Source organism: Streptomyces sp. NPDC088794 (assembly GCF_044750545.1).
Lineage (GTDB): Bacteria > Actinomycetota > Actinomycetes > Streptomycetales > Streptomycetaceae > Streptomyces.
Genome location: NZ_JBIVKB010000006.1, coordinates 95,275 through 117,372 on the forward strand (window position 1 = coordinate 95,275; position 22,098 = coordinate 117,372).

The window sequence follows — 22,098 nt, forward strand, 5'->3', positions numbered from 1 at the left end:
GAACGGGGTCCCGTGCGGTGGCTGCGCGTAGTCAGGGCCGGTCTGCGGTCAGGGTCGGTCTGCGGTCAGGGTCGGCTCCGGAGGCGGGCCGCCGCTCGGCCGAGCCGTGCGGGCCGGATCCCGCGACGCCGAGCTGATCCGAAAGACCGGTCCTAGAGCTTGGGAGTTACCAGTGACTTCGGCGACTACGAAGGTGCGGATCGTGGCCGCGGCCGCGGGTCTGGCGGGCGCGCTCGCGCTCACCGGGTGCAGCGACGGCGGTTCGGACGACGGCGCCTCGTCGAACCCCAGCGCGTCCGCGACCTCCACGGCGACCGCGGACACGGGCGGCGGCTCCGGCGACTCCAGTGCCTCCGCCTCCGGTGATTCCGACGGGACGACCGCGTCCGACGGTCTGCAGGGCAGTTGGCTGGCCACCACCGACGGCAAGGCCGTGGCGCTGGTGGTCAACGGCAAGCAGGCGGGGCTCTTCTCGACCGGCGGGACCGTGTGCAGCGGGACCGCGGGCGAGGAGGCGGGCATGCAGATGATCCACCTCACCTGCACCGACGGCAGCAAGCAGCGGGCGACCGGGATGGTCGACTCCGTGAACAAGTCCGCCCTCGCGGTCACCTGGTCGGGCAGCCTCGGCAAGGAGACGTACGCCAAGGCGGAGGGCGGACAGCTGCCTTCGGGGCTGCCGACGGCGAGTCTGGGGCAGTAGCGCGGCGGCAGGGCATCGGCCCGGCGGTCCGCCGGTGGTCCGCCGATGGTCGGTCTGTCGGCCGCGATCCGCTGCGATCCACCGCGGTCCGGGCGGGGGGCGGGCAACCGGCTCGCACATTCGTGCGTGATGATCCATGCACGCGTCTCATCGACGTCACTCCCCCGAAGCACCCGAGGACCCTCATGCGCGCCACCCGGATCACCGTCGCCGCCTTCGCCGCGGCCCTCCTTCTGACCGCCTGCGACGACGGCGGCGGTGACGGCGGGAGCGACAGCGGCGCGAGCAAGGCCGCCGGTGGCGGCTGCACGCTCGACTCCGTCGGGGTACAGGTCGACGCGAGCCCGGCCCCGGCCGCCGGCGACAGCGGCAACGTCACCGTGACGATCACCAACCGCGGCTCCCAGTGCACCCTGGACGGCTACCCGGGCGTCGACCTCACCGCCGGCAAGACCTCGGCCAAGGTCCCCGAGGACAAGGCCTCCGCGGCCGAGAAGCTGACGCTGGCCAAGGACGCGACGGCCTCCTTCACGATCACCTACGTGCGCGGCGAGGCCGGCGGCGCGAAGAGCCTGGCGGTGAAGACGGGCACGTTCACTCTCCCCGGCGCCGACGCCGACCACGGCTTCGCGTGGTCGTACGGCGAGGTCGCGCTCAAGGGAGACGCGGGCACGCCGGACGCCTCGGTGACGGCGTTCACGCAGGCGGGCGACTGACGGCGGAGGCGGGGGTACCGGTCGGCGAGGCGCCGGCGGGGGTGCCGGCAGGCGGAGCGCCGACGGGATGCCTCTGTCGTACGTCGCTCACGGGAGCCGGGGCCGGGCGCCGACCTGGGCCCGGTCGGCCGCCTCGGCGCCCTCGGTCCAGCCCGCCGCGTCGGTCACGCCCCGCAGCCGGGTCGTGGTCGTCTCGGGGAACATCCGGTCCGCCTCCGCCGTGACCGCGACCTCGCGCGTCGCCAGCACCGGGAGCAGGTCGTCGGTCACCTGGGTCTCGGCGGCAGCCGCGAGGCGGGTGCCTATCCGGTGGGCGTAGGCCGCGAGGAACGACTGCCGGAAGCTCTTCGTACGCCGCCGGCCCCCCGCGCGCTGCGCCGCCTCCGCCTTCGTCATGGCCGTCTGGGCCTGGACCAGCAGGGAGGCGTAGAGCAGTTCGACCACCTCCAGGTCGGCCTCGAAGCCGACGACCGTGGAGAAAGCGAGCGGTTCGTTCCACACGGCCCGGCAGTGGTTCGCGTCGGCGACCGCGTCCAGCAGCACGGCCTTGGCCTGCTCGTACGGCGGCTCGACACCGATCCGGCAGGCGCCGGGCGCATCCTTCGCGGGCCCCTGCGCGGCGAGCAGCGCCTCGTCGATGCTGTGCCGGGCGGTCAGCTCCTGTGCCTTGGCGGTGAGCGCCTCCGCCTCCTCGGGGAACCCGGTCGCCTCGGCCTTGGCGAGCAACGCCCGGATACGGGTGAGCATGCGGGACTCGGGCCGGGGCCGACCGCCGGCCCGCTGATCGGGTCTGCCGTGCTGCTCGTCGAGGGGTTCGAGGCTCGGCAGGCGCAGCAGCAGGCGGTACAGCTCCAGGACCGCGGTGGCGTGCGAGAAGCGGTCGGCGCGGGGCGGTGCGTCGCCGGGGCCCGGGAGGGACTCCACCTGCGCGGTCCAGCGGGGCCCGCGCGGGCGGTCGTCCGGCGCCTGTTCACGGATCAGGGCCGATACGAGGTGGATGTGTACGTCGTCCAGCTCCCGGCGGACGATCCGCACGACGTCGGCGGGCTGCCAGCCGCGCCGCCAGGCCGCTGCCACGAACTCCCGGCCTCGACGGGCGAGTTCGGCGTCGGCCGCCGGGTCCGCGGCCAGCACGGACGCGCCCGTGTCGAGGGCGGAGTCGGCATCGGCGGCGTAGAGGGCGGCCGCGAAGGCGCGCTCGACGGGGCTGGTCGGCGTACTGGTCACGCTTCGATCGTGACACGGGGCACTGACAGGGCGGCGCCGGGTCAGCCGCCGTGGAGCGCCAGGGCCGTGGGAACGGCGGCCGCCGGGTCGAGGTGGAGGAGCCAGGTGGCGTCGGAGTGGCACAGGAGCCGCAGGTGCGGATCGCCATGGGCCGACTGGAGGTCGGCGGTGACCAGGGCGCCGAGTTCCGCCGCGCTCGCGACGTCGTACGCCCCCTCCGCCAGGCGCCGGCGGAGCAGCACGGCCAACTGCTCGGCGACGTCCGGGAACACGTAGTGCTCGGTGAGCAGCCGGGCCGTCGCGTCGACGATCTCGGTGGCGGCGTTCGTCGTCAACGTGCTCATGGCAGCCGAGTCAACCACCGTCGGCCGGAGCCTCACACGGTGTTCTTCAAAAGAGGAGTCCCCTTTATGTCAACCCGAGGTTGACACCTCCAGACTGTCAACCTACGGTTGACACATGACGACGAAACCGACCATCACGTCCTCCGTACGTCTCGACGACATCATCGACGCGATCAAGAGGGTGCACGTCGAACCCCTCGACCAGCTCCAGGACGCGGTCATCGCCGCCGACCACCTCGGCGAGGTGGCCGACCACCTGATCGGCCACTTCGTGGACCAGGCCCGGCGTTCGGGCGCCTCCTGGACGGACATCGGCCGGAGCATGGGGGTCACACGGCAGGCCGCGCAGAAGCGGTTCGTACCCAAGGAGTCGACCGATCTCGACCCGAACCAGGGGTTCGGCCGGTACACCACACGCGCCCGCAACGTCGTGATGGCCTCGCACAACGCGGCCAAGTCCGCACACAACTCCGAGGTCGTCCCGGCCCACCTGATCCTCGGCCTCACCGCCGAACCGGACGGCCTGGCGGCCAAGGCGGTCGTGGCCCAGGACGTCACCCTCGACGCACTCGTCGAGGCCGCGACCGCGGCGCTGCCGGCCGGCGTCGAGTCGCCCCCGGAACTCGTCCCCTACGCCTCCGACGCCAAGAAGGTCCTCGAACTCACCTTCCGCGAGGCCCTGCGGCTCGGCCACAACTACATCGGCACCGAGCACATCCTGCTGGCCCTGCTGGAGTTCGAGAACGGCACGGGCGTCCTCTCCGCCCTCGGCATCGAGAAGGCCCCCGTGGAGGCCGCGCTCAGCAAGGCGCTCGCGGGGTATCTGAAGGCGCCGGGCGGGGTGAGCGAGGAGGACTGAAGGGCCTGACGGGGGCTGAAAGGAGGGGCAAAGGGCTCAGGCGGCGGTGGATCGCGAGGGCGTTGTCAGAGGCGGCTGCGACACTCGCAACCATGACCGATCGCTGGGCGCTCGCTCCGGCCGAGGGTGGTGGCGTGGAGGCCGCGCCCCTCGGTCCCGACGGGGTGCTCGCGGGGCCGGTGCGCCGAGGGGCGGAGCCCGGGGCGATCGTGCGCGGGCTGCCGGAGGTCACGCGGTGGGTGTGGCGGTCCACCGCCGAGATGTATCCGCGGCTGCTCGCCGCCGGCGTCCGGGTCGAGCGGTGCTACGACGTCGAGGACGCCGAGACCCTCCTGCTCGGCCACGAGGGGCGGTACGGGGAACCCCGCTCGGCCGCCGCCGCCCTGGCCCGGCTGCGCGGCGGCCCTGTACCGGCCGACCCGCCGACCCGCTCCGCCGAACCCAACGCCCAGTCCCCGCTCTTCGAGCCGCAGAGCATCAATCTGCCGCTGCCCGACCTCGCCGCGGTCTACGCCGAGCAGCAGCGACGGCACGACACGACCGCGCACCCGGACCGGATGCGGCTGCTGACGGCGGCCGAGTCGGCGGGGATGCTGGTGGCCGCCGAGATGAACCGCTCGGGGCTGCCGTGGAGCGCCGAGGTGCACCGGCAGATGCTGCACGAGCTGCTGGGCGAGCGGTACGTGGGCGGTGGCGAGCCCCGGCGCCTCGCCGAGCTCGCGGACGAGGTGTCCGCCGCCTTCGGGCGCCGGGTCCGGCCGGATCTGCCCGCCGATGTCATAAAGGCGTTCGCGCAGGCCGGCATCAAGGTCAGGTCCACCCGCCGCTGGGAGATCGAGTCCGTCGACCACCCGGCCGTGAAGCCGCTGGTCGAGTACAAGAAGCTGTACCGGATCTGGGTGGCGCACGGCTGGTCCTGGTTGCAGGACTGGGTGCGTGACGGGAGGTTCCGGCCCGAGTTCCACGCCGGCGGCACGGTCACCGGACGCTGGGTCACCAACGGCGGGGGCGGGTTGCAGATCCCCAAGGTGATCCGGCGCGCGGTGGTCGCCGACCCCGGCTGGCGGCTCGTCGTCGCCGACGCCGACCAGATGGAGCCGCGGGTGCTGGCGGCCATCTCGCGCGACCCCGGTCTCATGGAGGTGGCCGGCCGCGAGACCGACCTCTACCAGTCCGTCTCCGACCGCGCCTTCTCCGGCGACCGCGCCCAGGCCAAGCTCGCCGTGCTCGGCGCGGTCTACGGACAGACCTCCGGCGACGGCCTCAAGAACCTCGCCGCGCTCAGACGCCGCTTCCCCAAGGCGGTCGCGTACGTCGACGACGCCGCGCGGGCCGGTGAGGAGGGCCGGCTGGTGCGCACCTGGCTCGGGCGGACCTGCCCACCGGCGGCGGGGGCCGACGAGGACGCGGAGGAGGCGGGCATCCCCGTCGGGGACGACGACTCCGACGCCCGCCAGTGGACGCCGGGTTACGCCTCCACGGACGCCCGCGCCCGAGGCCGCTTCGCCCGCAACTTCGTCGTCCAGGGCAGCGCCGCCGACTGGGCCCTGCTGCTGCTCGCCGCACTGCGCCGGACCTGTGCGGACATGGCGGCCGAGCTGGTCTTCTTCCAGCACGACGAGGTGATCGTGCACTGCCCCGAGGAGGAGGCCGAGACGATCGTGGCGGCGATCCGCGAGGCGTCCGACCTGGCGGGACGGCTGACGTTCGGACAGACGCCGGTGCGGTTTCCGTTCACGACGGCGGTGGTGGAGTGCTATGCCGACGCGAAGTGATCAGTGAGGTGATCAGTGAGGTGATCAGTGAGGGCCGGGTTCGCGGGCGGTTCCGGTGACGGTTGCCGCGCCGGCGGCGACGGCCAGTTCGTGGGCGAAGTCGCGGACCAGGTCGTGGGGGGTGTAGCTGCCGTACGCCGTTTCCTCCACGAGGGCCACGTCCACGAGGCGGTCGAGGGCGGCCTCGGCGCGCCGGGCGTCGATGCCGGCCACGCGGGCGAGGAGGGGTGCGCCGTAGTCGGGGAGGTCGAGGGTGCCGATGCCGCGCAGTACGAGGGCCGCGTCCCGGTCGGCCCGGCGGGCCGAGGCGGCGAGTGCGTCGTGGGCCACGGCCAGGGAGCGGCGGACGCTCAGGTCGTCGTACTCCAGGTGGTTCAACCGGCCCTGTTCGTCGGTCAGTTGGCCGGCCAGGGCGTCCGGGGTGAGGGCGCTGCGGGCGGCCAGTCGGGCGGCGACCACGCGCAGGGCGAGCGGGAGCCGGCCGGTGAGTGCGACGAGGGGGTGGGCCGCGTCGAGGCCGGCGCGTCCGCTCACCGCGCGCAGCAGCGCGGCGCTCTCCTCGTCCGACAGCGGTGCGAGCGGGAAACGGCGGGCGCCGTCCAGCGCGGTCAGCGGCGAGCGGCTGGTGACGATCACCGCGCAGTCGGCTCCGCCGGGCAGCAGCGGTCGTACCTGCGCGGCGTTCACGGCGTCGTCCAGGACCAGGAGGGTGCGGGTCGGCGCGAGGAGCGAGCGGAGCAACGCGGCTGCCGCGTCCGGGTGTTCGGGGATGCGGCGGGGGTCGGTGCCGAGGTCGCGGAGGAGGGTGGTGAAGGCTTGGGTGGGGGTGAGGGGGGTCGTGCCGGGGGTGGCGCCGTGGAGATCGACGTAGAGCTGACCGTCGGAGAAACGTTCCTTCAGGGTGTGGGCGAGGTGGAGGGCCAGGGCGCTTTTGCCTATGCCGGCCATGCCGTTGATGACGGTGAGGGTGGGGGCGGTGGGGGCGGTGGGGGCGGTGGGGCTTTCGGGGGTGTTGTGCACGGCGTCGCGCAGAGCGGCAAGGACGGCGGCTCGGCCGGTGAAGTGGGCGGGGGGTGGGGGAAGTTGGGCAGGTAGAGGGTGGTCTTCGCGCGTAGACAGTAGAGCCGTGCCAGTGGTGGCTTCTCGGAGGACCTCCACGTGGGCCTCGCGTACCGTCGGGCCCGGTTCCACGCCGAGTTCCTCGATGAGGCGGGTGCGGAGGTCGCGGTGGACGGCGAGGGCTTCGGCCTGTCGGCCGGTGCGGTGCAGGGCGAGCATCAACTGGCGGTGGTACGCCTCCCGTAGCGGGTGCTCGCCGGCCAGGGCCGCCAACTCCGGTACGAGGGCGCCGAGTCGGAGGCCGCCGACGGCGAGTTCGGCGTCGTAGCGCCATTCCAGGAGCAGGAGCCGGGCCTCGCGGAGCCGTCGGACGAAGGCGTATCCGCCTGTCTCGGCCGGCAGGCCGCTGAGCGGGGCACCTCGCCAGAGTGCGAGGGCCGCCGTGGATTCGCGGATCGCTCGCGCCCAGTCGCGGGTGGTGTGCGCGTCGCGGGCCGCGGCGAGGTGCTGCTCGAAGACGTGGACGTCCAACTCGCCCTGTTCGACGCGTAGTACGTAGCCGGGTGGTGCGGCTCGTAGGCGGTCGGGGTCGTGGAGCAGTCGTCGTAGGCGGGCCACGTGGTTGTGCAGGGAGGCCTGTGCGGAGGGGGGTGGGGCGCCGCGCCACAGAGCGTCCTTGAGTGCCGGGACGGAGACGACTCGGCCGTTGTCGATCAGGAGGGTGGCGAGCAGGGCGCGGATCTTGGGACTGCTGATGGGAGTGAGAACTGGAGCACGGAGATCGTCGCTGTGGGAGTCGAACAGCACCGGCGTACCCAGCAGTCCGAAGCGCAGACCGTGCCGCATCACGCCGTTCACTGCCCTTCCTGCGCCTCAGCTCCTGGGCTTCGGCGCCGCGCTCGCTCTCGGCGGGATACCGCCCACCGTCGTCCTTGTCGCCCCTGTCGTCCTCAGTCTTTCTTGGCCAATGTTAGCGATCTGTTGGCGCGGCCTGATGTGATCACTACATCGGATCTGGCCCCGGGGGTGCGCGCGTACGACGCGTTGCTCGGGGGAGTGACGCCGCCGCGGCCGGATCCCGATGCCGTCAGATGACGGGCGGGCGGCCGAGGCGTGAGAGCTGCCATACCGTGCGCCAGCGCATCGGACGCCGTTCGCCGGCCGGTTCCCGCAGCCCCTCCACGAAGCCGCCGAACCAGGCCCGCAAGCCGGGTCCCGAACGGGTCCGTACGAGGGTGAGCAGGGTCCATACGCCCAGGTGAACCGGTATGAGGAGCAGGGGCAGCCGGCGGCGGACGAGCCAGACGCGGTTGCGGGCGGTGACACGGTGGTAGATGGCGTGGCGGGCGGGCGAGGTCTTCGGGTGACGGAGCAACAGCTCGGGGGCGTAGCGGATCCGCCAGCCCGCGTCGGCGGCGCGCCAGGCCAGGTCGGTCTCCTCGTGCGCGAAGAAGAACGCGGCGGGCCAGTCGCCGATCTCGTCGAGCATGGCCGTGCGGAAGGCGTGGCCGCCGCCGAGGAAACCGGTGACGTATCCGCCGCGCATCGGATCGGCGTTGCCGACCCTGGGCACGTGGCGTCGTTGGGTCTCGCCGTTCTCGTCGGCGATCCGGAACCCGACGATGCCGAGCCGCGGTTCGGCCTCGAAGAGGTCCCGTACGCGTCGCAGTACGTCCACGTCGACGAGGAGTCCGTCGTCGTCCAGTTCGACGACGTAGTCGATGTCGTCGAATGCGCGTAGCTCGCGGAGCGCGATGTTGCGGCCGCCGGGGCAGCCGAGGTTCTCGTCGAGTTCGAGTTGGGTGACTTCGCCCGGGAGGGCGAGGCGGGTGGCGTAGTCGGGGAGCGGGCAGCCGTTGCCGACGATCACGATCCGCGCGGGTGCGAGGTCCTGTTTGGCGACCGACTCCAACAGCGCGTCGACCTCGGCGGGACGGTTCCCCATCGTCACCACGGCGACGGCGATCCTCGCCGACGCCTCCGGGCCAGCCAGGTCACCCATGCCCTCACCCCATCCCGACCGGCAGCATGACGCGCGATGCTAGCCGTTCACGGTAAGGACTTCTTAAGCACCCCGTCGATTTCCCTCAATACCCGGGATTTCGCTCCGTATCCCGACGGTTCGTGCGGGCGTCACGAGGGTGTGGCTTCGTGCCCTACCGATTCGCCGTGGCACCCGCACGGTTCTCCTTGCGCCGTACGAACTTCAGCCCCGACCAGTCCTCCCCCAACGCGGCGACCTTCACATCGACGATCCCCAACGGGAGGAAGAGGTCCCGCAGATCGTTCTCGGCGATGTCACTGACGTGGCCGGCGGCTTTACGAGGCCAGGCGATCCAGAGCATGGCGCTGTCGGCGAGAGCGTTGACGAGGACGGGCGCTTCGGCGGCGAGGGTGGCGTGGGCGCGGAAGAAGGCGACGGTGATGTCGGCGGGGTGGGATTCAGGGTGCCGGTGCCCTTCGGAGGCGGGGGTGAGGTCTACGTCATCGGGAAGATCGGGGATGTCGAAGGAGTCCGGGGCGTGCAGCAGGCGTACCCGATGACCGGACTTGATGCCGATCTTCTTGGCGAGCGGCGTGCCGGAGTAGCCACCGCCCGTCGCGTTGCCACTGTGACCGGCCATGTCTCGGCTCCTCGGTGAGAGGGGGAATCGGTTGAATACCATCCCAGCAGTGCCAGTACCTTCGAGCACAGCGTGGGTGGTGTGACGATGAAGGTTCCTACGGGCTGCGTTTTCACGCACATCATCCGAGGCGCCGGCAGGAAGATCACGTATCAGAACGCTGGAGTCGACTGTGCTTTCGTCGGAGCGCTGAGCAGCGACTTCTGCAACCAGCGGAGCAACTTCACCGGAACAACTCTCCACAGACACTGCCTCGTTATGGCAAGGCGTGCGCCCATCTCCTGGTCAACGGAGTGCGGCGTGTGAGTCAGTGTCATCACATCACGAAGTGAGTTGTTCATGATCGAGCAGCAACAGGGCCCCGATTCGGACCAGGCGCGGCAGACTCGGCGGCGCCGAGCCGGGATCACCGCGTTCCTCGTGGGCTTCCTCGCCACGCTCGCCTTCTTCGCCTTCTTTCCAGGGCTGCCGCATGTCATCGACTGGGGGGCGATTCTCGCGTCGCTCGCCGTGGGTGGCCTTGCTCGGTGGGTGTACCAGCGGTGGATGACAAGGGCCGCGTAGCTCAGGGACCGCCCCAGCCCGTCGTCTCGTCGTCCGGGTCCTCGGTGGCGTAGAAGGTGGGGCCCAGGTGGGTCGCCAGGGTGTCGTCCGGGATGGTCGTTCGGGTCACGGGGCCCGTTCCGTCGGGTGTCTGTGTCAGCTGGGCGTAGTAGCCCAGGGTTCCCCAGTCTGTCGGGCGGTGGAAGGTGAAGTCGGCCTTGTCGTGGGGGTATTCGGCGCGGAGCAGGGGGAGCACCGTCTCCAGGTCGTACTCGGCGTCGGGGCCGCTGAGCACCACGGTCACGTGATCCGGGGCCGTGCGCCATACCCGTACATGGGCGCTGCCGGACCAGGTGTGAGGGTGGGTCGGTCGCCAAGGGTGCTCGTCGCGGATCAGCTCGGGATGGACGTGTTCCTCGGGCATGGCGGAGAGTTCCCTTCCCTCTTCTTCCCGGCGCGACGGCGACTTTCGCGTGGGCGCTCCCGTAGTAGCGTCGACACAGGGTAGAGACGTAGAGACGTGGCGGCACAGGCATACGGGGACCGGGAGCAGCGTCGGCGGCGGAAGGTGGACGGGCGGGTGAGTGGGGCGATGAACTGCGAACCTGAGCCCGAGCTGCCGCGATCCGACCTGCTGCGACCCGAGTTGCCGCGACCCGAGTTGCTTCGGCCCGAAGCCGCTATTCCGCTCGCGCCCCTGCCGGGGCTGAAAGGTGTCGCGCGGCGGTACGGGACCGGGCTCAAGGGGCCCGAGTTCGCCGAGGCGCAGCTCGTCGGGGCCGGCTGGGCTGCCGTGCCGGTCGTGGTGGCGTTGGTGGGGCTGCTCGTGCCGGGGGTACGGAGCGCCGCGTTGGTATGTGCGGTGGTGCTGGGGGCGGCCGTGCTGGCCCGGTCGCTCCTCCTGGTCGTCTTCGAGCGCCGCCAACACGCCTACGAGCCCTGCTGGTTGGCGGACCGGACCGCCGATCTGCGTACCCACCACTTCCCCCTCCTGCGCTGCGCCGTCCGCTCCGACGAGGTCCCGGGACCACCCGAGGTCTACGACCTGACCCGCGGCAACCAGGTCGGCGAACTGCTCAGGCGACGGGAACGGGACCGGACCGTCGGCACCTTCTCCCAGGCCACCCTTCAGTTCGTCTGTGCCGTCGGCCGCGACGAACTCGCCGTGCTCGCCGAAGTCCGCCGAGAGCTGGCCGAGTTGGACTTCCAGCCGGTACGGCCCGGCACGCCCCAGGCCTGGGTCCGCTTCCCCGCGGCCAGCTACCTCGCGCTGCCCGACACCGGCCGCAGGCCCGCCCGCCGGGCCTACTGGGTGCTGTCCGGACCGGTGTTGGTGTCGGCGGTGGAGGCGACGGCCCGGGCCGGCTCGGCCAGATGACGCTGGAGCAGCTGGTGCCGGAACTCGTAGTGCCCGTTCATCTGCCGTAGTACTTCCCGCCGTTGGGCGTCCTCCATGAACGCCATCAGCCGCCGCGGAGTGTGCCCGCGCACCGCCAGCCACCCGCGGGTGGCCACGAACCGCCCCCACGAACTGGACCCGAGCGCCATCAGCCCCAGCCCGGTGGCGCTCAGCAGCGCCCCGCCCGCCGCCCCCATCAACGCCTCGACCGCGGTGGGCAGTTTGTCGATCAGGGTGACATCGTCGAGCTGCGGGGTGCGCCGGCCCGCCTTGATGGAGCCGCCGAGGTAGGCACCGGTGAGCGCCCCCGCCACGGCGCCGGCCAGCCAGGCGTAGAGGACCGTGGCGCGGTCGGAACGCAGCAGCGTGGTGGGGGTGATGGCCTCCATGAGATCGCTCGGTTCGCTGAAGTAGCGCGCGGCGGCGAACGTGATACCGCTCAACACCCCGCCGATCACCACGTATTGAGGTCTCTCGTAGAGGAACGTGACGATCACCGCGCAGGCGGCGCCGCCCACCACCCCGAAGCCGAGCACCCGTTGCAGCGCGTGCGAGGAGGGCGGTCGTACGGATCTCAGCCGCGGTTTGGCCCGGCGCGGATCGTCCCCTGGCACCAACTCCACCACCAGCGCCCCGACCAGCGCCGCGCCCAGCCCGATCCACAGGCCCAGCAACGGGCGCCCGAAGAGGGCGAACAGCGCGACCGTCGGGATCGAGCAGCCGATCGCCGCGTTGACCAGGGCGAGCGTCAGATGCACCCACTGCGGTACGGCCCGGTGCAGCTGCCACCAGGCCAGCCGCCCGGTGTCGGGGTCGACGTTGCGGGCGAGGAAGGTCAGATGGCGGCGTGCGTCCTCGGCGCTGTAGTGCGGGGCCTTGTCGCGTGGGCGGAGGTAGGCCTGGGTGATGAAGGCCCCCAGCAGCCGCTGCCCGATCCGTTCCTCGGCCACGGCCTCCGCGTCCGCCCCAGCTGGAGCACCATCCCCAGCCCCCGCGTTCGCGTTCGCCCCGCCCTCCAAGAGGATCTCCCGCGGCAGCGAACCGTCCAACGACACGGCCAGGGAGAGCATGAACGGCGTCTCCAGCACCCGCGCCAGCGGCCCGTCCGGCCGTTCCTCCAGGGCGGCGAGCAGCGGTTCCAGAACCGGCCCGGGGCGGGCGGTCTCCAGAACTCCGCGTGCCTCGTCCGCCCGCAGCGGCTGGAGTCGTACGACGAGCGTCTCGCGCAGCATCCCGTCGGCGTCGAGGGCGTCGAACTCCTCGGTACGGCAGGCCAGTACGAAGGACCGGCCCTCCAACCCCGTGGCGACACCCCGCAGTAGGGCGGCCCGGTCGGCGGCCTGGTCGAGTCCGTCGAGGACCGGCAGGACGTGGTGCCGGACGAGTTCGGCGCAGATCAGGCGGTTGCGCGTCCGGTCGGTGGAGGCCGGATGGACGGCGGTGAGTTCGTCCGTCATCCATTCCATGAGCGGACGGGCCGGGTCCCAGGAGGAGATCTGGAAGATCACGGGCACCAACGGGCCGACCGGCTCGGCGAGTTCGAGGGTGGTCAGCACACAGACCGTCGTCTTGCCCGCCCCGGGATTCCCGGTCACCACGAGCCGGGACAGACCGCCCGCCCGCACGCGCCGGGCGAACGTGCCGGTCAGTTGGTTGAGTTCGCCTTCCTCGGGCAGTTCGGCCGCCAGCCGCGAGAACCGCTCCGAGCCGGGCCGCCGCCGCCAGCGCACCGCCATCCGGCGGTCCTCGAAGAGACCGCGGTTCCTGCTCTCGGCCACCCACGCCTTGCGCATGCTCCGCGCCAGTGCGGGCAGCTGCGCGGCCACCGCCTCGTCCAGCGTGGCGGCGGGACGCAGACCGCTGTACAGCACGGTCGTCACGATGGCGGCGACGGCGAGCACGACGGGAATCAGGGAGACCCACAGGTCCAACGGCTTGAGATCACCGCTCCTGAGCCCCTGTACGCCGACGACGACCGTCGCCACCAGGACCGCGCTCAGCACGACGGAGAGGCCGACCTTGAGCGCGCGCCGGCCCTTCACGACCGGGTCTCCGAACCGGCCGGCGGGAGGGCGTCCGCGCTGCGGGCGAAGACGGTCAGTACGGCGGATCTCCCGGCGGCCCGGCTCGTCAGCCGACCGAGGACGGGGAGCGTACGGCCCACCCACGCCTTGAGGAGCAGGAAGGAGAGCATCCCGCAGTACTGCCGGGCGGCCCGCCTGCCGTAGCACGCCACCAACCGCGGCCGCATGCCCCGCAGTTGCCCCGCGATGTGCGCCAGGGTGACCACCCCGAGGGTGGCGAGGGTGGTCACGCCGTGCGCGCGGTCGGGGCCCACGTCCATGTAGTCGTCGAGGGACTGCAGTGCTTCGCCCAGATCCATGACGAGGTCGCGTTCGGCGGGCCCCAGCCCCGGTTTGACGATGCCGCACAGGATCAGATGGGCCGAACTGCCCTTCCCCCGCGTGATCTTCTCCAGCACGTCGACGGGAACGTCCGCCTCCCGCTGCCGGCGCGACAGCACCTGGAAGTCGTGCAGCGAGGCGATCGCCGCGAACACGTCGTCGCCGGGTGTGTACCCGAGCCTGCGCTCCAACTCCCGCACGATCCGCCCGAGCAGCAGTTCGGCGTCCGTCCCCGCGGTGAAGGGCCGGTTGCCCATCAGGTCGGCGAGCCGGGCGTCGGCGGCGGGATCGGTCTCGCCGTCGATGAGATCGTCGTAGAGGCGGGTGACGGCACCGGCCAGCACGGCGACGTCGAGTGGGAGCGTACGTCCGGTCAGACGGGCGTAACCGAGCATCGCCAGACCGAACTTGACGCTCATCGCACGCAACGACCCGTCGGCCCGGGCACGTTCACGCGCGTCGGCGAGGCTCTCCACCAACAAGGGGGCGACGACCTGCTCGTACGCCGCACCGAGCCCGGGCAGCGCACGGTAGGAGGCCACGACGGTCGAAGGCAACCCGGCAGCCATCCCCAGCGAACGGACCAACGCCCCGCCCTCCGCGCGTCCTTGCCCCATCCGCACTCCCCCCGGCCCGTGCCATCCGAGCGTGACACACGGGTGAGCAGGCGGTAAATAGCTGGGCCGGTGCGTGCCGGTGCGACGCGCGCGCGGCCTCGACCGGGCGGAGGGGAAGCCTTCGGCGATCTCTACGGAGGGGCTGCCCGACACCTCCGTACCTCTGCGTCTCCACACCTCTGCGTCTCCGCCCCGCCGATCATCCCCTCACCCCTTCCGCATCTCACCTCAGCCCCCGGCCTCCCCGATGGCGTGGACGCGGCAGGCGGTGAGGCGGCCGGCGCGTGACTGGGCGAAGACGTAGGTCTCGTCGCCGACCGCGGCCAGGACTACCTCGTGGACGACACGGGCGAAGGTGGCCAGGGTGGTGAGGTGATCACCCGTCACCGCGTCCCACATCCGTACGGCGCCGGAACTGTCGCCGGTGACCAGCAGGTCGCGGTCGCCCACGGTGGCCAGGGAGAGACAGGTCACCGCGGCTCCCAAGTTCTCGACGGTCGACAGGAGTTGTCCGCCGGTGGAGTCGCGGATCAGTACCCGTCGGCCGGAAGCGGTGGCGTGGACGTCGTGCCCGGCGACGGTGCCGAGGGCCAGACCGGCCGCACCGCACGGGAAGTTCCTGAGGGCCCTGCCCTTGACCGGGTCCCACAGCGTGAGCGATTCACCGTGGACGGTCGCGAGAACGGTCCGCCCGGCCACCGTCGCGAAGCCGAGCGCGGTCAGCCGCCCGTAGGCGTCCACGGTGCCGAGAACCTCCCTGGTGGCCGCGTCCCACACGGTCACCGGCCCGCTGGTGTCCGCCTCGGCGAGGAGGGCGACCCGTTTGGCGGCCGCGGCGGGTCTGCCGGGCAGCAGGACGCGGCGCCCGGTGTCGCCGAAGGCCACGAACCGCGACCAGGACGACGGATGCCCGCGCAGCTCACGTACCACCGCGCCCGTCGCCGGGTCGCACAGGGAGACACCGTGCCCGATGCCGGCGACGGCGAGCAGCGGGCTGCCGTCCACAACGCCTGAGGCGACCGCGACTCCCCGGCTCTGCCCGTGCTTGTGGTTGTCGCAGAAGGCCGGGGAAGTACGGGCAAGCGACCGGCCGGTGACCGGATCCCTGACGTCGACCTCGTAGGTGCCGCCGACCAGCAGGACCGGTTGCCGCCCGTCGGTACCGAGCGCCAGCCCGCCGGCATCGCGCTCGCCCGTCCCCGCGTACCGGGCGGCGGCGGGAACGTCCAGCAGCACGATGTCGTGGCCGCCCTGTGGCGTCCGGTCGAAGCCACCCGTCTTGGTGGTGGCGAGCACGGTCGTGCCGCCGACGGTGCCGAAGGCGCCGGTCAGAAAGTGACCGGTGTGGGCGGCCACGCCCGTGACCGCCCGGCCGTCGAGCGTCCTGACCCAGACACCGACGTCATCGCTCCACGCACCGTCGGACCGAGGGGAGACGGTGGCCAGTACGGTCTCTCCGCCAATTTCAAGCGGAATTACGCCACCCTCGCCTCCGTCGCCTCCGTCGCCTCCGTCGCCTCCCTCTCCTCCCTCGCCTCCCGTGCTCGCGAAACCCGTACGCCCGAAGGCGAGCACCGACTCCGACTCGCCCAGACCGAAGCGCTTGACCAGCCTGCCCGTGGGACCCGCCGAGGGATCCCACAGGAACACGGACTGCTGCCACTCGCGGTTGTCCCACCCGGTCCCCTCCTCCTCGGCAACCAGGGCCAGCACCTCACGCCCTTTCCGGTCAACGGTGGCGAGGGGCCCGACGAACGGCGGAACGTCGAAGGTCACCTGCCTGTCGGACCACTGGGCGAGGAGCTCGCGGGTGGTGGCGTCCCACACCCGCACCGCGTCGCCGCAGAGCGCGGCGACGGCGGATCGTCCGGCGACGGTGAGGGCGGCCACGCCGAGCACCACCTCGTCGCACGCCAGCAGTTGGGCGAGATGCGCTCCGGTGAGGGGATCCCACAGATCCACACCGCCGGCGTCGTCGGCGTACCGGTCGCCGGGCCGCCCGGATCCGTCGTCCGCCTCGAATCCGGAGGCGACCGCCAGCGCCCACCGGCCGTCGTCGAACGGAACGAAGGCGGCCGCCCGCGCGTGCCCCGCGGGGACGGAGAAGACCGCCAGCGATACGCCCGTGAGCGGATCCCAGATCCGTACCGTGCCGTCCCTCGATCCACCGGCCAGCACCGGACGGCCGTCGACGACGCCGAACTCCAGCAGCACGGACGCCGATCGGAGAGGCGTGCCGAGCGTGGACAGCAGTTCGCCGGTACGCGCATCCCAGAGCCGTGTCTCACCGTCGCGGCCACCGCTCGCGAGCACCGTCCGGTCCCCGATCGCGCCGAACGCCAGCGCGTCCAGCGGCACTTCGTCCCGCGTCGGGTCGTCTCCGTGCCCCGGCAGCCGCCGATGGAACGCCGTACGACCGCGCTCCCCCGCCCACGCGGGCGCCCACCCGGCCGCGTCGGCGAGTTCACTCACGCCAGGAGCGTCGAGCGCCTCCGGCTCCTCGCAGTGCACCATCGCCTGGAGCACGGCGGACCGGTCGGCCGGTGCCGCCGCGCGCAGCCGGTGCAGGGCCCGCCAGTACGCACGCAGCAGAGGTGAGCGGGAACGGTCGACCCGGTGCAGTACACGCGCGAGCCGGTCGGGGTCGGCGAAGGCCAGGAACCGGGCGTCACGGGCGAGTTCCGCCAACCGCCCCGCGGCCGCCGCGTGGGTCGCCAGATGGTCCCGCAGATAGAGGTCGACGCCCTGCCAGCTACGGCGACCGTCGGCATCCAGCGGAACCAGACCGAGCAAGGCGTCGACGACGGCAACCGCCCGCTCCGGACCGACCTCACCGGAACGGGACCGCGGACCGACAACCACGAACACCCGCCGCCCCGCCCGCTCACGCTCCTCCAGAGCACCCCCGGCCGCCCGCACCAGCGCGCTCAAGTCCCGTTCCCGGTAAGCCCGTTCACCCGACCGCACCCCGTTGACGAGGGCGAGCAGCACCTCACCGGACACCTCGTCCCCGACGGCACAGTCCAGCGCGGCGAGCACATCCCGTTCCATGGAGCACCTCGTCATGTGCCGGATCAGTTCCACGCACCTGGGGGCGCCGGATTCAGCACCTTAACGGCCCGCACCCAGCCCGGCCCGCAAGACCGGCAGACGCAGACAGCTGACGCGGGAGCCGTTTCCCCAGGCCAGCGAGCTATGCCCTCGATCGCGGTGCCGCGTAGTCCGTCAGACCAATGCCGACCCCGGCACCGCCGCCCGGCCCGCCCCGAGCCCTTCCAGGGACCCCGCAGGTCACGGCTGGGGCAGCAGGGCCGCGTGGCCGAACGCGATGGCCGGCACCATGTGGTGTGCGTCGAGTTTCCCGAACTCCGGGATGGTCGTCTCGTGTTGCGGGTCCTTCATGTCGCCGATCAGATAGGAGTTGGAGAAGTGCACCCACAGGCTCCGCTCGTCACGGCTGGTGCCCTGCTCGACGAACCCGGCCTTGCCCGAGCGGCGTTTGATGCGGTCCTGCTCGACCAGGCCGTTGGTGGTCTGCCCGTGGTAGGTGTCCTGTGAGTGGTACATACGCAGGCTCCTCTGACCCTTGGCCCACCCCTTGAAGGCGGCCACCAGATGAGCCCACCCCGACGCGTCCACGCCGTCGATGTCCCACAGCTCACGCCACTGCCGCAGAAACGGCCCAGCGGACGCCCCGAACAACGCGGGCTTGTACTTGTCCTTGTCGAACTGCTCGGTCCGACACAGACTGACCACCGCGTTGATCCCCGCGCTGAAGCCGCTGACGGTGACGGCGAGCGCGTCCGGAACCCGCTCCTGGGTGATCAGCCCACCATCCGGCACCATCTGCGCCGTACCACCGGTCAGCGAGAACCGCGCCGTCGAGGCGAAGCGGCCGGCGACCAGGCCGCGCGCGTAAAGGAACCGTACGACCTCCTTGAGCAGCCGGGCCATCCCCGACTGGGTCGCCATCGGCCCCCAACTGGCGCTTGCCTGGATCGGCATCACGACGATCGGATTCCGCCCGGCCGCGAGCAACTGGTAAATGATCTTGTAGCCAGTGTCGATGTAGTTGAAGCCGATGTCGACGTACGGCTGACGGGTCTCCTTCACCGGCACCGGCTTCTTGGGCCGCAACGGCAGGAAAGCATAGGGGTAATTGGCCAGGAACGGGTGTGTGTCCGCCGGGTACGAGGGGGCGCTGGTTGTCGGTGAGAAGAAGGTGACCACCGAGGGGGTGGTCCCGAGCGGCTGCCGCGGTGCCCACACGAGGACCAGGAACCGGGGCTCGTTGCGGCCCACGCCCACGGGGAACCCGTACTCCAACAGGACGAAGGTGCCCTGGTCGACGAGGCGGACCGGCAGCGCCCGCTCGTGGCTGAAGCGCTTCCACTCGATGGCGTCCGCGTCGCCGAAAACCGGATCCTTCAACCGCCAGATCTTCTCGTCGTTGAGCCATCCGCCGCGGTAGATCCACCCGCCACCGCCGGTCGGCTCGACATACGCGGCCCGCGGATTGTCGCGCAGCGTCGTCCCCTCCGGGAGGTGAACGGTCGGCGCGAACCGTACGCAGCCGACGGTGAGGGCGACGTCGAGCGCGTCACCGCGCGACTGCACCCCGCATGCCGGGTTGTCACTCCCCCAGCGTCCGCTGAACTCCGCAACCACGGCCTTCTCGACGGTGAAGTCGGCCGTGGTGGCGGTGAGACCAACCCGCTTGCCGAGCAACTCGGCTTCCAGGGGCTGGCCGGGCTTGAGGTGGGTGGTCACCTGGTTGACCTGGTTGCCCGGTCCGCGTACGGCGTGGACCACGCCGACGTCCGCGTCCAGTGGCCTGCCGTTGACATCCGCCACGGTCACGGTGAGTCGCACGCCGCGCTACACCTGCTGCCCGGTCTTCGGGTCGTACGTCACCTCGACGGCGACGATCTGATCCGTCGGCATCACCTCGACCCACTGGTCGAACACCGCGAACGGCTTCGACCGGGCCGCCTCGAAGCCGCCCGCCAGATGCGAGAAGCCGTGCTCGTAGACCTGGTCGGTCGGCAGATACGACAGCGACGGGTCGCTCGGGTCGCGCACCTTCTCCTTGGACAACTGGTGTTTGGCGGCGACACGCAGCGCCAGATACGTGAGCGCGTCCCTGATGGTGAGTTCGTCCGCATCGATCGTGTCGTACCGCCGGCGCTGGGGACTGCCCGCCGGCCACGGGTGGTCGTGCAGCGTGTCCAACGTGCGTTCCGCCGCGGCGTCGTTCTCGGCCTGGTAGAGGAAGTCGAGGCCGTCCGCCCCCTCCACGGCGTTGCGCTCCAACCAGCTGAGGGCATCGAGTTCCTTGCCGAGGCGGATAGGGATGACCGCCTTCACCCAAGGCGCGTTGAGGAACGCGTTGCGCATGTTGTCGCCGTCGAGCTGAAGCGTCCAGCCGAGGGAGCTGCCCAGCCTGGCCGGACTGGAGTCCGCGGTGATGTAGTAGTTGTCGGGCCGCTCGGCGTTGGCCCCGCCCCAGGTGGCCAGGTCCCGTGAGCCGAACTGGATGTCGCCGACCGCCTGGGGAGAGCTCTCCGCGGGCCTGTTGTCAGGAATGCTGCCGCGACGCGCGCGGGGCACCCACCACTCCGGCGCCACGAAGTACAGCATCCGATCCATGTCGAACAGTGCTTGGAGCAACTCCGAGAGCACGTGTCGTACTTGCGGGTCGTCGCCGTCCATGCCGGTCTCGGCCGCGAGTTGGCGCACCAGCGAGCGGTAGACGATGACCCGCTCCTCCTCGCGCAGTTCCTCGAACTTGCGTGCCTGTACGTCACCGGCCTGCTTGATCCGCTCCTGGGCGGCCTTGATGTACGCCTCCTTGGCCGCCCGCTGCGCCGCCTCGTCGGCCTTGGCCTGGTTGGCGGTGTTGGTCGTCGTGATGTCCTTGATCAGCTTCTTCGACGGCCTGAAGACCGGGGTGACCTGCACCGTGAACGAGGGATGGTCGTCCGTCTCCAGCCCGCCGGGCCCGGTCTGCACTCCGATGTCGATGGAGGTGATGCTCAGTTCCTTGCCACCGTCACCGTCGTCGATCTGACCGCTCTCCCCCTTCTCATAACGCCAGTACCAGTGCTCGCCCGCGGTGACGACGACCTCGGCGGTCTCGAAGAGATAACCGCTCTGCGGGGGAACCAGCTGAAGGCGCCCGCCGATCGGGACGAAACCGTGCTTGCGGTCCTCGAAGAACCACTCCGCGTTGATCGTGACGGCCGTGCCTTTGACGATCGGCTCCGGCATCGGAACCTGCGTGGGGTTCGGCAGCTGGTTGAGGTCCGGCGGTTCGGCGACATGCACCAGCCGGGCGATGCCCAGCTCGGTACCAGGATCGTCGACGTACGCCTGCCAGCACAGCTGGGTCCCCAAGTCCTGTAGCTGCACGCCGACTTGGCGCATCTTGCGGCGCATCTCGTAGTTGACGAGCTTGGACGTGGTGTTCTGCAGCACGTATCGCTTGCTGGTGGTGTCCGTGGTCTCCGTGACCGTACGAAACGTGGACTTGAAACTGCGCTTGATCTCCGAGGAGTTCTTCTGGGTCTGCTGCCGGTTCTGCTTGTGTGTCTGCTCCTTGGACTCCTTGCTGCTGTTGTCCAGTTCGTAGTTGGTGGTCGTGTTGGCCTCGGCCATGAACACACCGATGCCTCCGCTGGAGGACGTGGTGAGCCCCACACCGAACTTCGTGTTCTGCTGGTTCTCCGACTTCACCGCGTCGGACAGCTCGTCCTCCGTGGTCAACGCCTTCTCGGACTTGTCGACCTGTTCGAAGGAGTTCTCCAGGATCCGCTCGGCGATCGTCTTGCGGGTGCTGACCTCGACCAGCTCGACCGTCCCACCCGGGCTGAGCCAGACGTGCTGCACAGGGGGCCCGAGGAAGCTCGCGAACTCGAAGAAGTACTGCTGGAAGAGGTGCACCAGTCCCACTGGGGACAACGCCACGTCGCCGAAACCGAGTTGGCCGTCCGCCCCGGTCAACGCCTGGGCGTCCGTGGAGGGCGGGTAGATCAGACCGGCTACGTCTCCCGGCCGCACATCCCCGGTCGTGTTCGCGAAGAAGAGCCCTGCCAGCACGTCGTAGCGCCCACCGCCCGCCAGCAGGCTCAGGGCGCCGGCGATCGTCGACTCACGGTTGAGGCGGTCGGTCAGCGCGGCAGCCCCCGCCGCGGCCAGCCCCGCACTGTCCTGACCCGCGTCCGCCCTCGCAAGCGCCTCGAAGCCCAGACGAACCGCGCCGACCGCCCGCGTCGTCGCCTCGTCCAGGAGCTGCTGGAGTTTCTCCGGGGCGAAGAACTGCTGCCACTGCTCCAGGTCCGCTCGCCTGAAGGGCGCCAACTGCTCGCGGAGAACAGCGCCGAGCAGGCTGTCCGTGGAACCGGGCAGCGTCCGCGCCGTGGCAGGAGCGGGCATACCGATCTTCACGGTGGCGGCCTGGATGTCGAGCGCCCTCGGGTCGCCGCCGCCGGAGGCCACCTCCACCACGGGCTGCACCCCACGCGCCACCTGCCCCAACACGCCCTGATGCACGCCCTCTTGCACACCCCGCAGCCTCTGCTGCATACGCCGCGAACGCCAGCCGAGGAGCGGCTGGTAAACGCCATAGGCCTCGGACGCGTACGGCAACGTGCCCTCGAACCCCTTGAAGTCGACCTTCATGCCCAGCCCCCGCCTGTGACTCAAAGTAAGACGATCAACACGCTCCGCACACGATGGTACCGAACCGCCTCACACAGCACAGGCGATTACTCGCCACTCAGAGGCCAACATCCAGGGCATTCCAGCCATTTGAAGCGACCTCGGGCC

At 71.0% G+C, this 22,098-nt stretch carries 16 protein-coding genes and 1 pseudogene; 6 read left to right on the top strand and 11 right to left on the bottom strand.

The window, feature by feature from the left end; genetic code table 11:
* Window positions 1–172 precede the first annotated feature (172 nt).
* Window positions 173–703, top strand: a complete 531-nt coding sequence (locus tag ACIP6U_RS18865) for a hypothetical protein (protein ID WP_401718774.1) — start codon at window positions 173–175, stop codon at window positions 701–703.
* Between the two features lie 185 nt (window positions 704–888).
* Window positions 889–1,419, top strand: coding sequence for a DUF4232 domain-containing protein (locus ACIP6U_RS18870; protein WP_401718777.1), 531 nt, complete (start codon window positions 889–891; stop codon window positions 1,417–1,419).
* Window positions 1,420–1,506: 87 nt separating this feature from the next.
* Here ACIP6U_RS18870 and ACIP6U_RS18875 read toward each other — a convergent pair whose 3' ends face one another.
* Together ACIP6U_RS18875 and ACIP6U_RS18880 are read right to left on the bottom strand one after the other, a co-directional pair.
* A complete protein-coding gene (locus ACIP6U_RS18875) occupies window positions 1,507–2,646 on the bottom strand; it encodes a DUF2786 domain-containing protein (protein ID WP_401718780.1) in 1,140 nt (379 codons plus the stop codon).
* Window positions 2,647–2,687: 41 nt separating this feature from the next.
* Window positions 2,688–2,990: a hypothetical protein gene (locus ACIP6U_RS18880; protein ID WP_401718783.1), complete on the bottom strand. Its 303-nt coding sequence runs from the start codon at window positions 2,988–2,990 to the stop codon at window positions 2,688–2,690.
* A 115-nt stretch (window positions 2,991–3,105) separates the two neighbouring features.
* On the opposite strand from ACIP6U_RS18880, the gene ACIP6U_RS18885 reads away from it, so the two are divergent.
* Window positions 3,106–3,849, top strand: coding sequence for a Clp protease N-terminal domain-containing protein (locus ACIP6U_RS18885; RefSeq protein WP_401718786.1), 744 nt, complete (start codon window positions 3,106–3,108; stop codon window positions 3,847–3,849).
* Window positions 3,850–3,941: 92 nt separating this feature from the next.
* On the top strand, window positions 3,942–5,624 hold the full coding sequence (locus ACIP6U_RS18890) for a bifunctional 3'-5' exonuclease/DNA polymerase (protein WP_401718789.1): 1,683 nt from the start codon (window positions 3,942–3,944) through the stop codon (window positions 5,622–5,624).
* A gap of 45 nt (window positions 5,625–5,669) precedes the next feature.
* On the opposite strand, the pseudogene ACIP6U_RS18895 reads toward ACIP6U_RS18890, so the two are convergent.
* The 3 genes and pseudogenes from ACIP6U_RS18895 to ACIP6U_RS18905 form a co-directional block, all read right to left on the bottom strand.
* A pseudogene (locus tag ACIP6U_RS18895) lies at window positions 5,670–7,529 on the bottom strand (BTAD domain-containing putative transcriptional regulator); the annotation flags it as partial.
* 241 nt (window positions 7,530–7,770) lie between these two features.
* Entirely contained in the window at window positions 7,771–8,685 is a 915-nt protein-coding gene (locus ACIP6U_RS18900) for a glycosyltransferase family 2 protein (RefSeq protein ID WP_401718791.1), read from the bottom strand.
* Window positions 8,686–8,839: 154 nt separating this feature from the next.
* Window positions 8,840–9,307: a DUF3052 domain-containing protein gene (locus ACIP6U_RS18905; RefSeq protein WP_401718794.1), complete on the bottom strand. Its 468-nt coding sequence runs from the start codon at window positions 9,305–9,307 to the stop codon at window positions 8,840–8,842.
* Window positions 9,308–9,646: 339 nt separating this feature from the next.
* On the opposite strand from ACIP6U_RS18905, the gene ACIP6U_RS18910 reads away from it, so the two are divergent.
* On the top strand, window positions 9,647–9,871 hold the full coding sequence (locus ACIP6U_RS18910; RefSeq protein ID WP_401718797.1) for a hypothetical protein: 225 nt from the start codon (window positions 9,647–9,649) through the stop codon (window positions 9,869–9,871).
* A gap of 1 nt (window position 9,872) precedes the next feature.
* Here ACIP6U_RS18910 and ACIP6U_RS18915 read toward each other — a convergent pair whose 3' ends face one another.
* Window positions 9,873–10,274, bottom strand: coding sequence for a hypothetical protein (locus tag ACIP6U_RS18915; RefSeq protein WP_401718800.1), 402 nt, complete (start codon window positions 10,272–10,274; stop codon window positions 9,873–9,875).
* Between the two features lie 168 nt (window positions 10,275–10,442).
* Between ACIP6U_RS18915 and ACIP6U_RS18920 the strand changes: the two genes are divergently transcribed.
* Entirely contained in the window at window positions 10,443–11,228 is a 786-nt protein-coding gene (locus tag ACIP6U_RS18920; protein WP_401718803.1) for a hypothetical protein, read from the top strand.
* Here the strand turns inward: ACIP6U_RS18920 and ACIP6U_RS18925 are convergent.
* The 5 genes from ACIP6U_RS18925 to ACIP6U_RS18945 all read right to left on the bottom strand — a co-directional run bounded on the left by ACIP6U_RS18925 (window position 11,156) and on the right by ACIP6U_RS18945 (window position 21,951).
* Window positions 11,156–13,291, bottom strand: a complete 2,136-nt coding sequence (locus ACIP6U_RS18925) for a hypothetical protein (RefSeq protein WP_401718805.1) — start codon at window positions 13,289–13,291, stop codon at window positions 11,156–11,158. The genes ACIP6U_RS18920 and ACIP6U_RS18925 overlap by 73 nt on opposite strands.
* Complete coding sequence (locus tag ACIP6U_RS18930) at window positions 13,288–14,271, bottom strand: hypothetical protein (protein ID WP_401718807.1); 984 nt, start codon at window positions 14,269–14,271, stop codon at window positions 13,288–13,290. The genes ACIP6U_RS18925 and ACIP6U_RS18930 overlap by 4 nt, the downstream gene beginning before the upstream one ends.
* A gap of 228 nt (window positions 14,272–14,499) precedes the next feature.
* Window positions 14,500–17,322 carry a WD40 repeat domain-containing protein gene (locus tag ACIP6U_RS18935; RefSeq protein ID WP_401718810.1) on the bottom strand — a complete coding sequence of 941 codons (2,823 nt, stop codon included), beginning with the start codon at window positions 17,320–17,322 and terminating at the stop codon, window positions 14,500–14,502.
* A gap of 240 nt (window positions 17,323–17,562) precedes the next feature.
* Window positions 17,563–19,143, bottom strand: coding sequence for a hypothetical protein (locus ACIP6U_RS18940; RefSeq protein WP_401718813.1), 1,581 nt, complete (start codon window positions 19,141–19,143; stop codon window positions 17,563–17,565).
* Window positions 19,144–19,149: 6 nt separating this feature from the next.
* A complete protein-coding gene (locus tag ACIP6U_RS18945) occupies window positions 19,150–21,951 on the bottom strand; it encodes a hypothetical protein (RefSeq protein WP_401718816.1) in 2,802 nt (933 codons plus the stop codon).
* Window positions 21,952–22,098 lie beyond the last annotated feature (147 nt).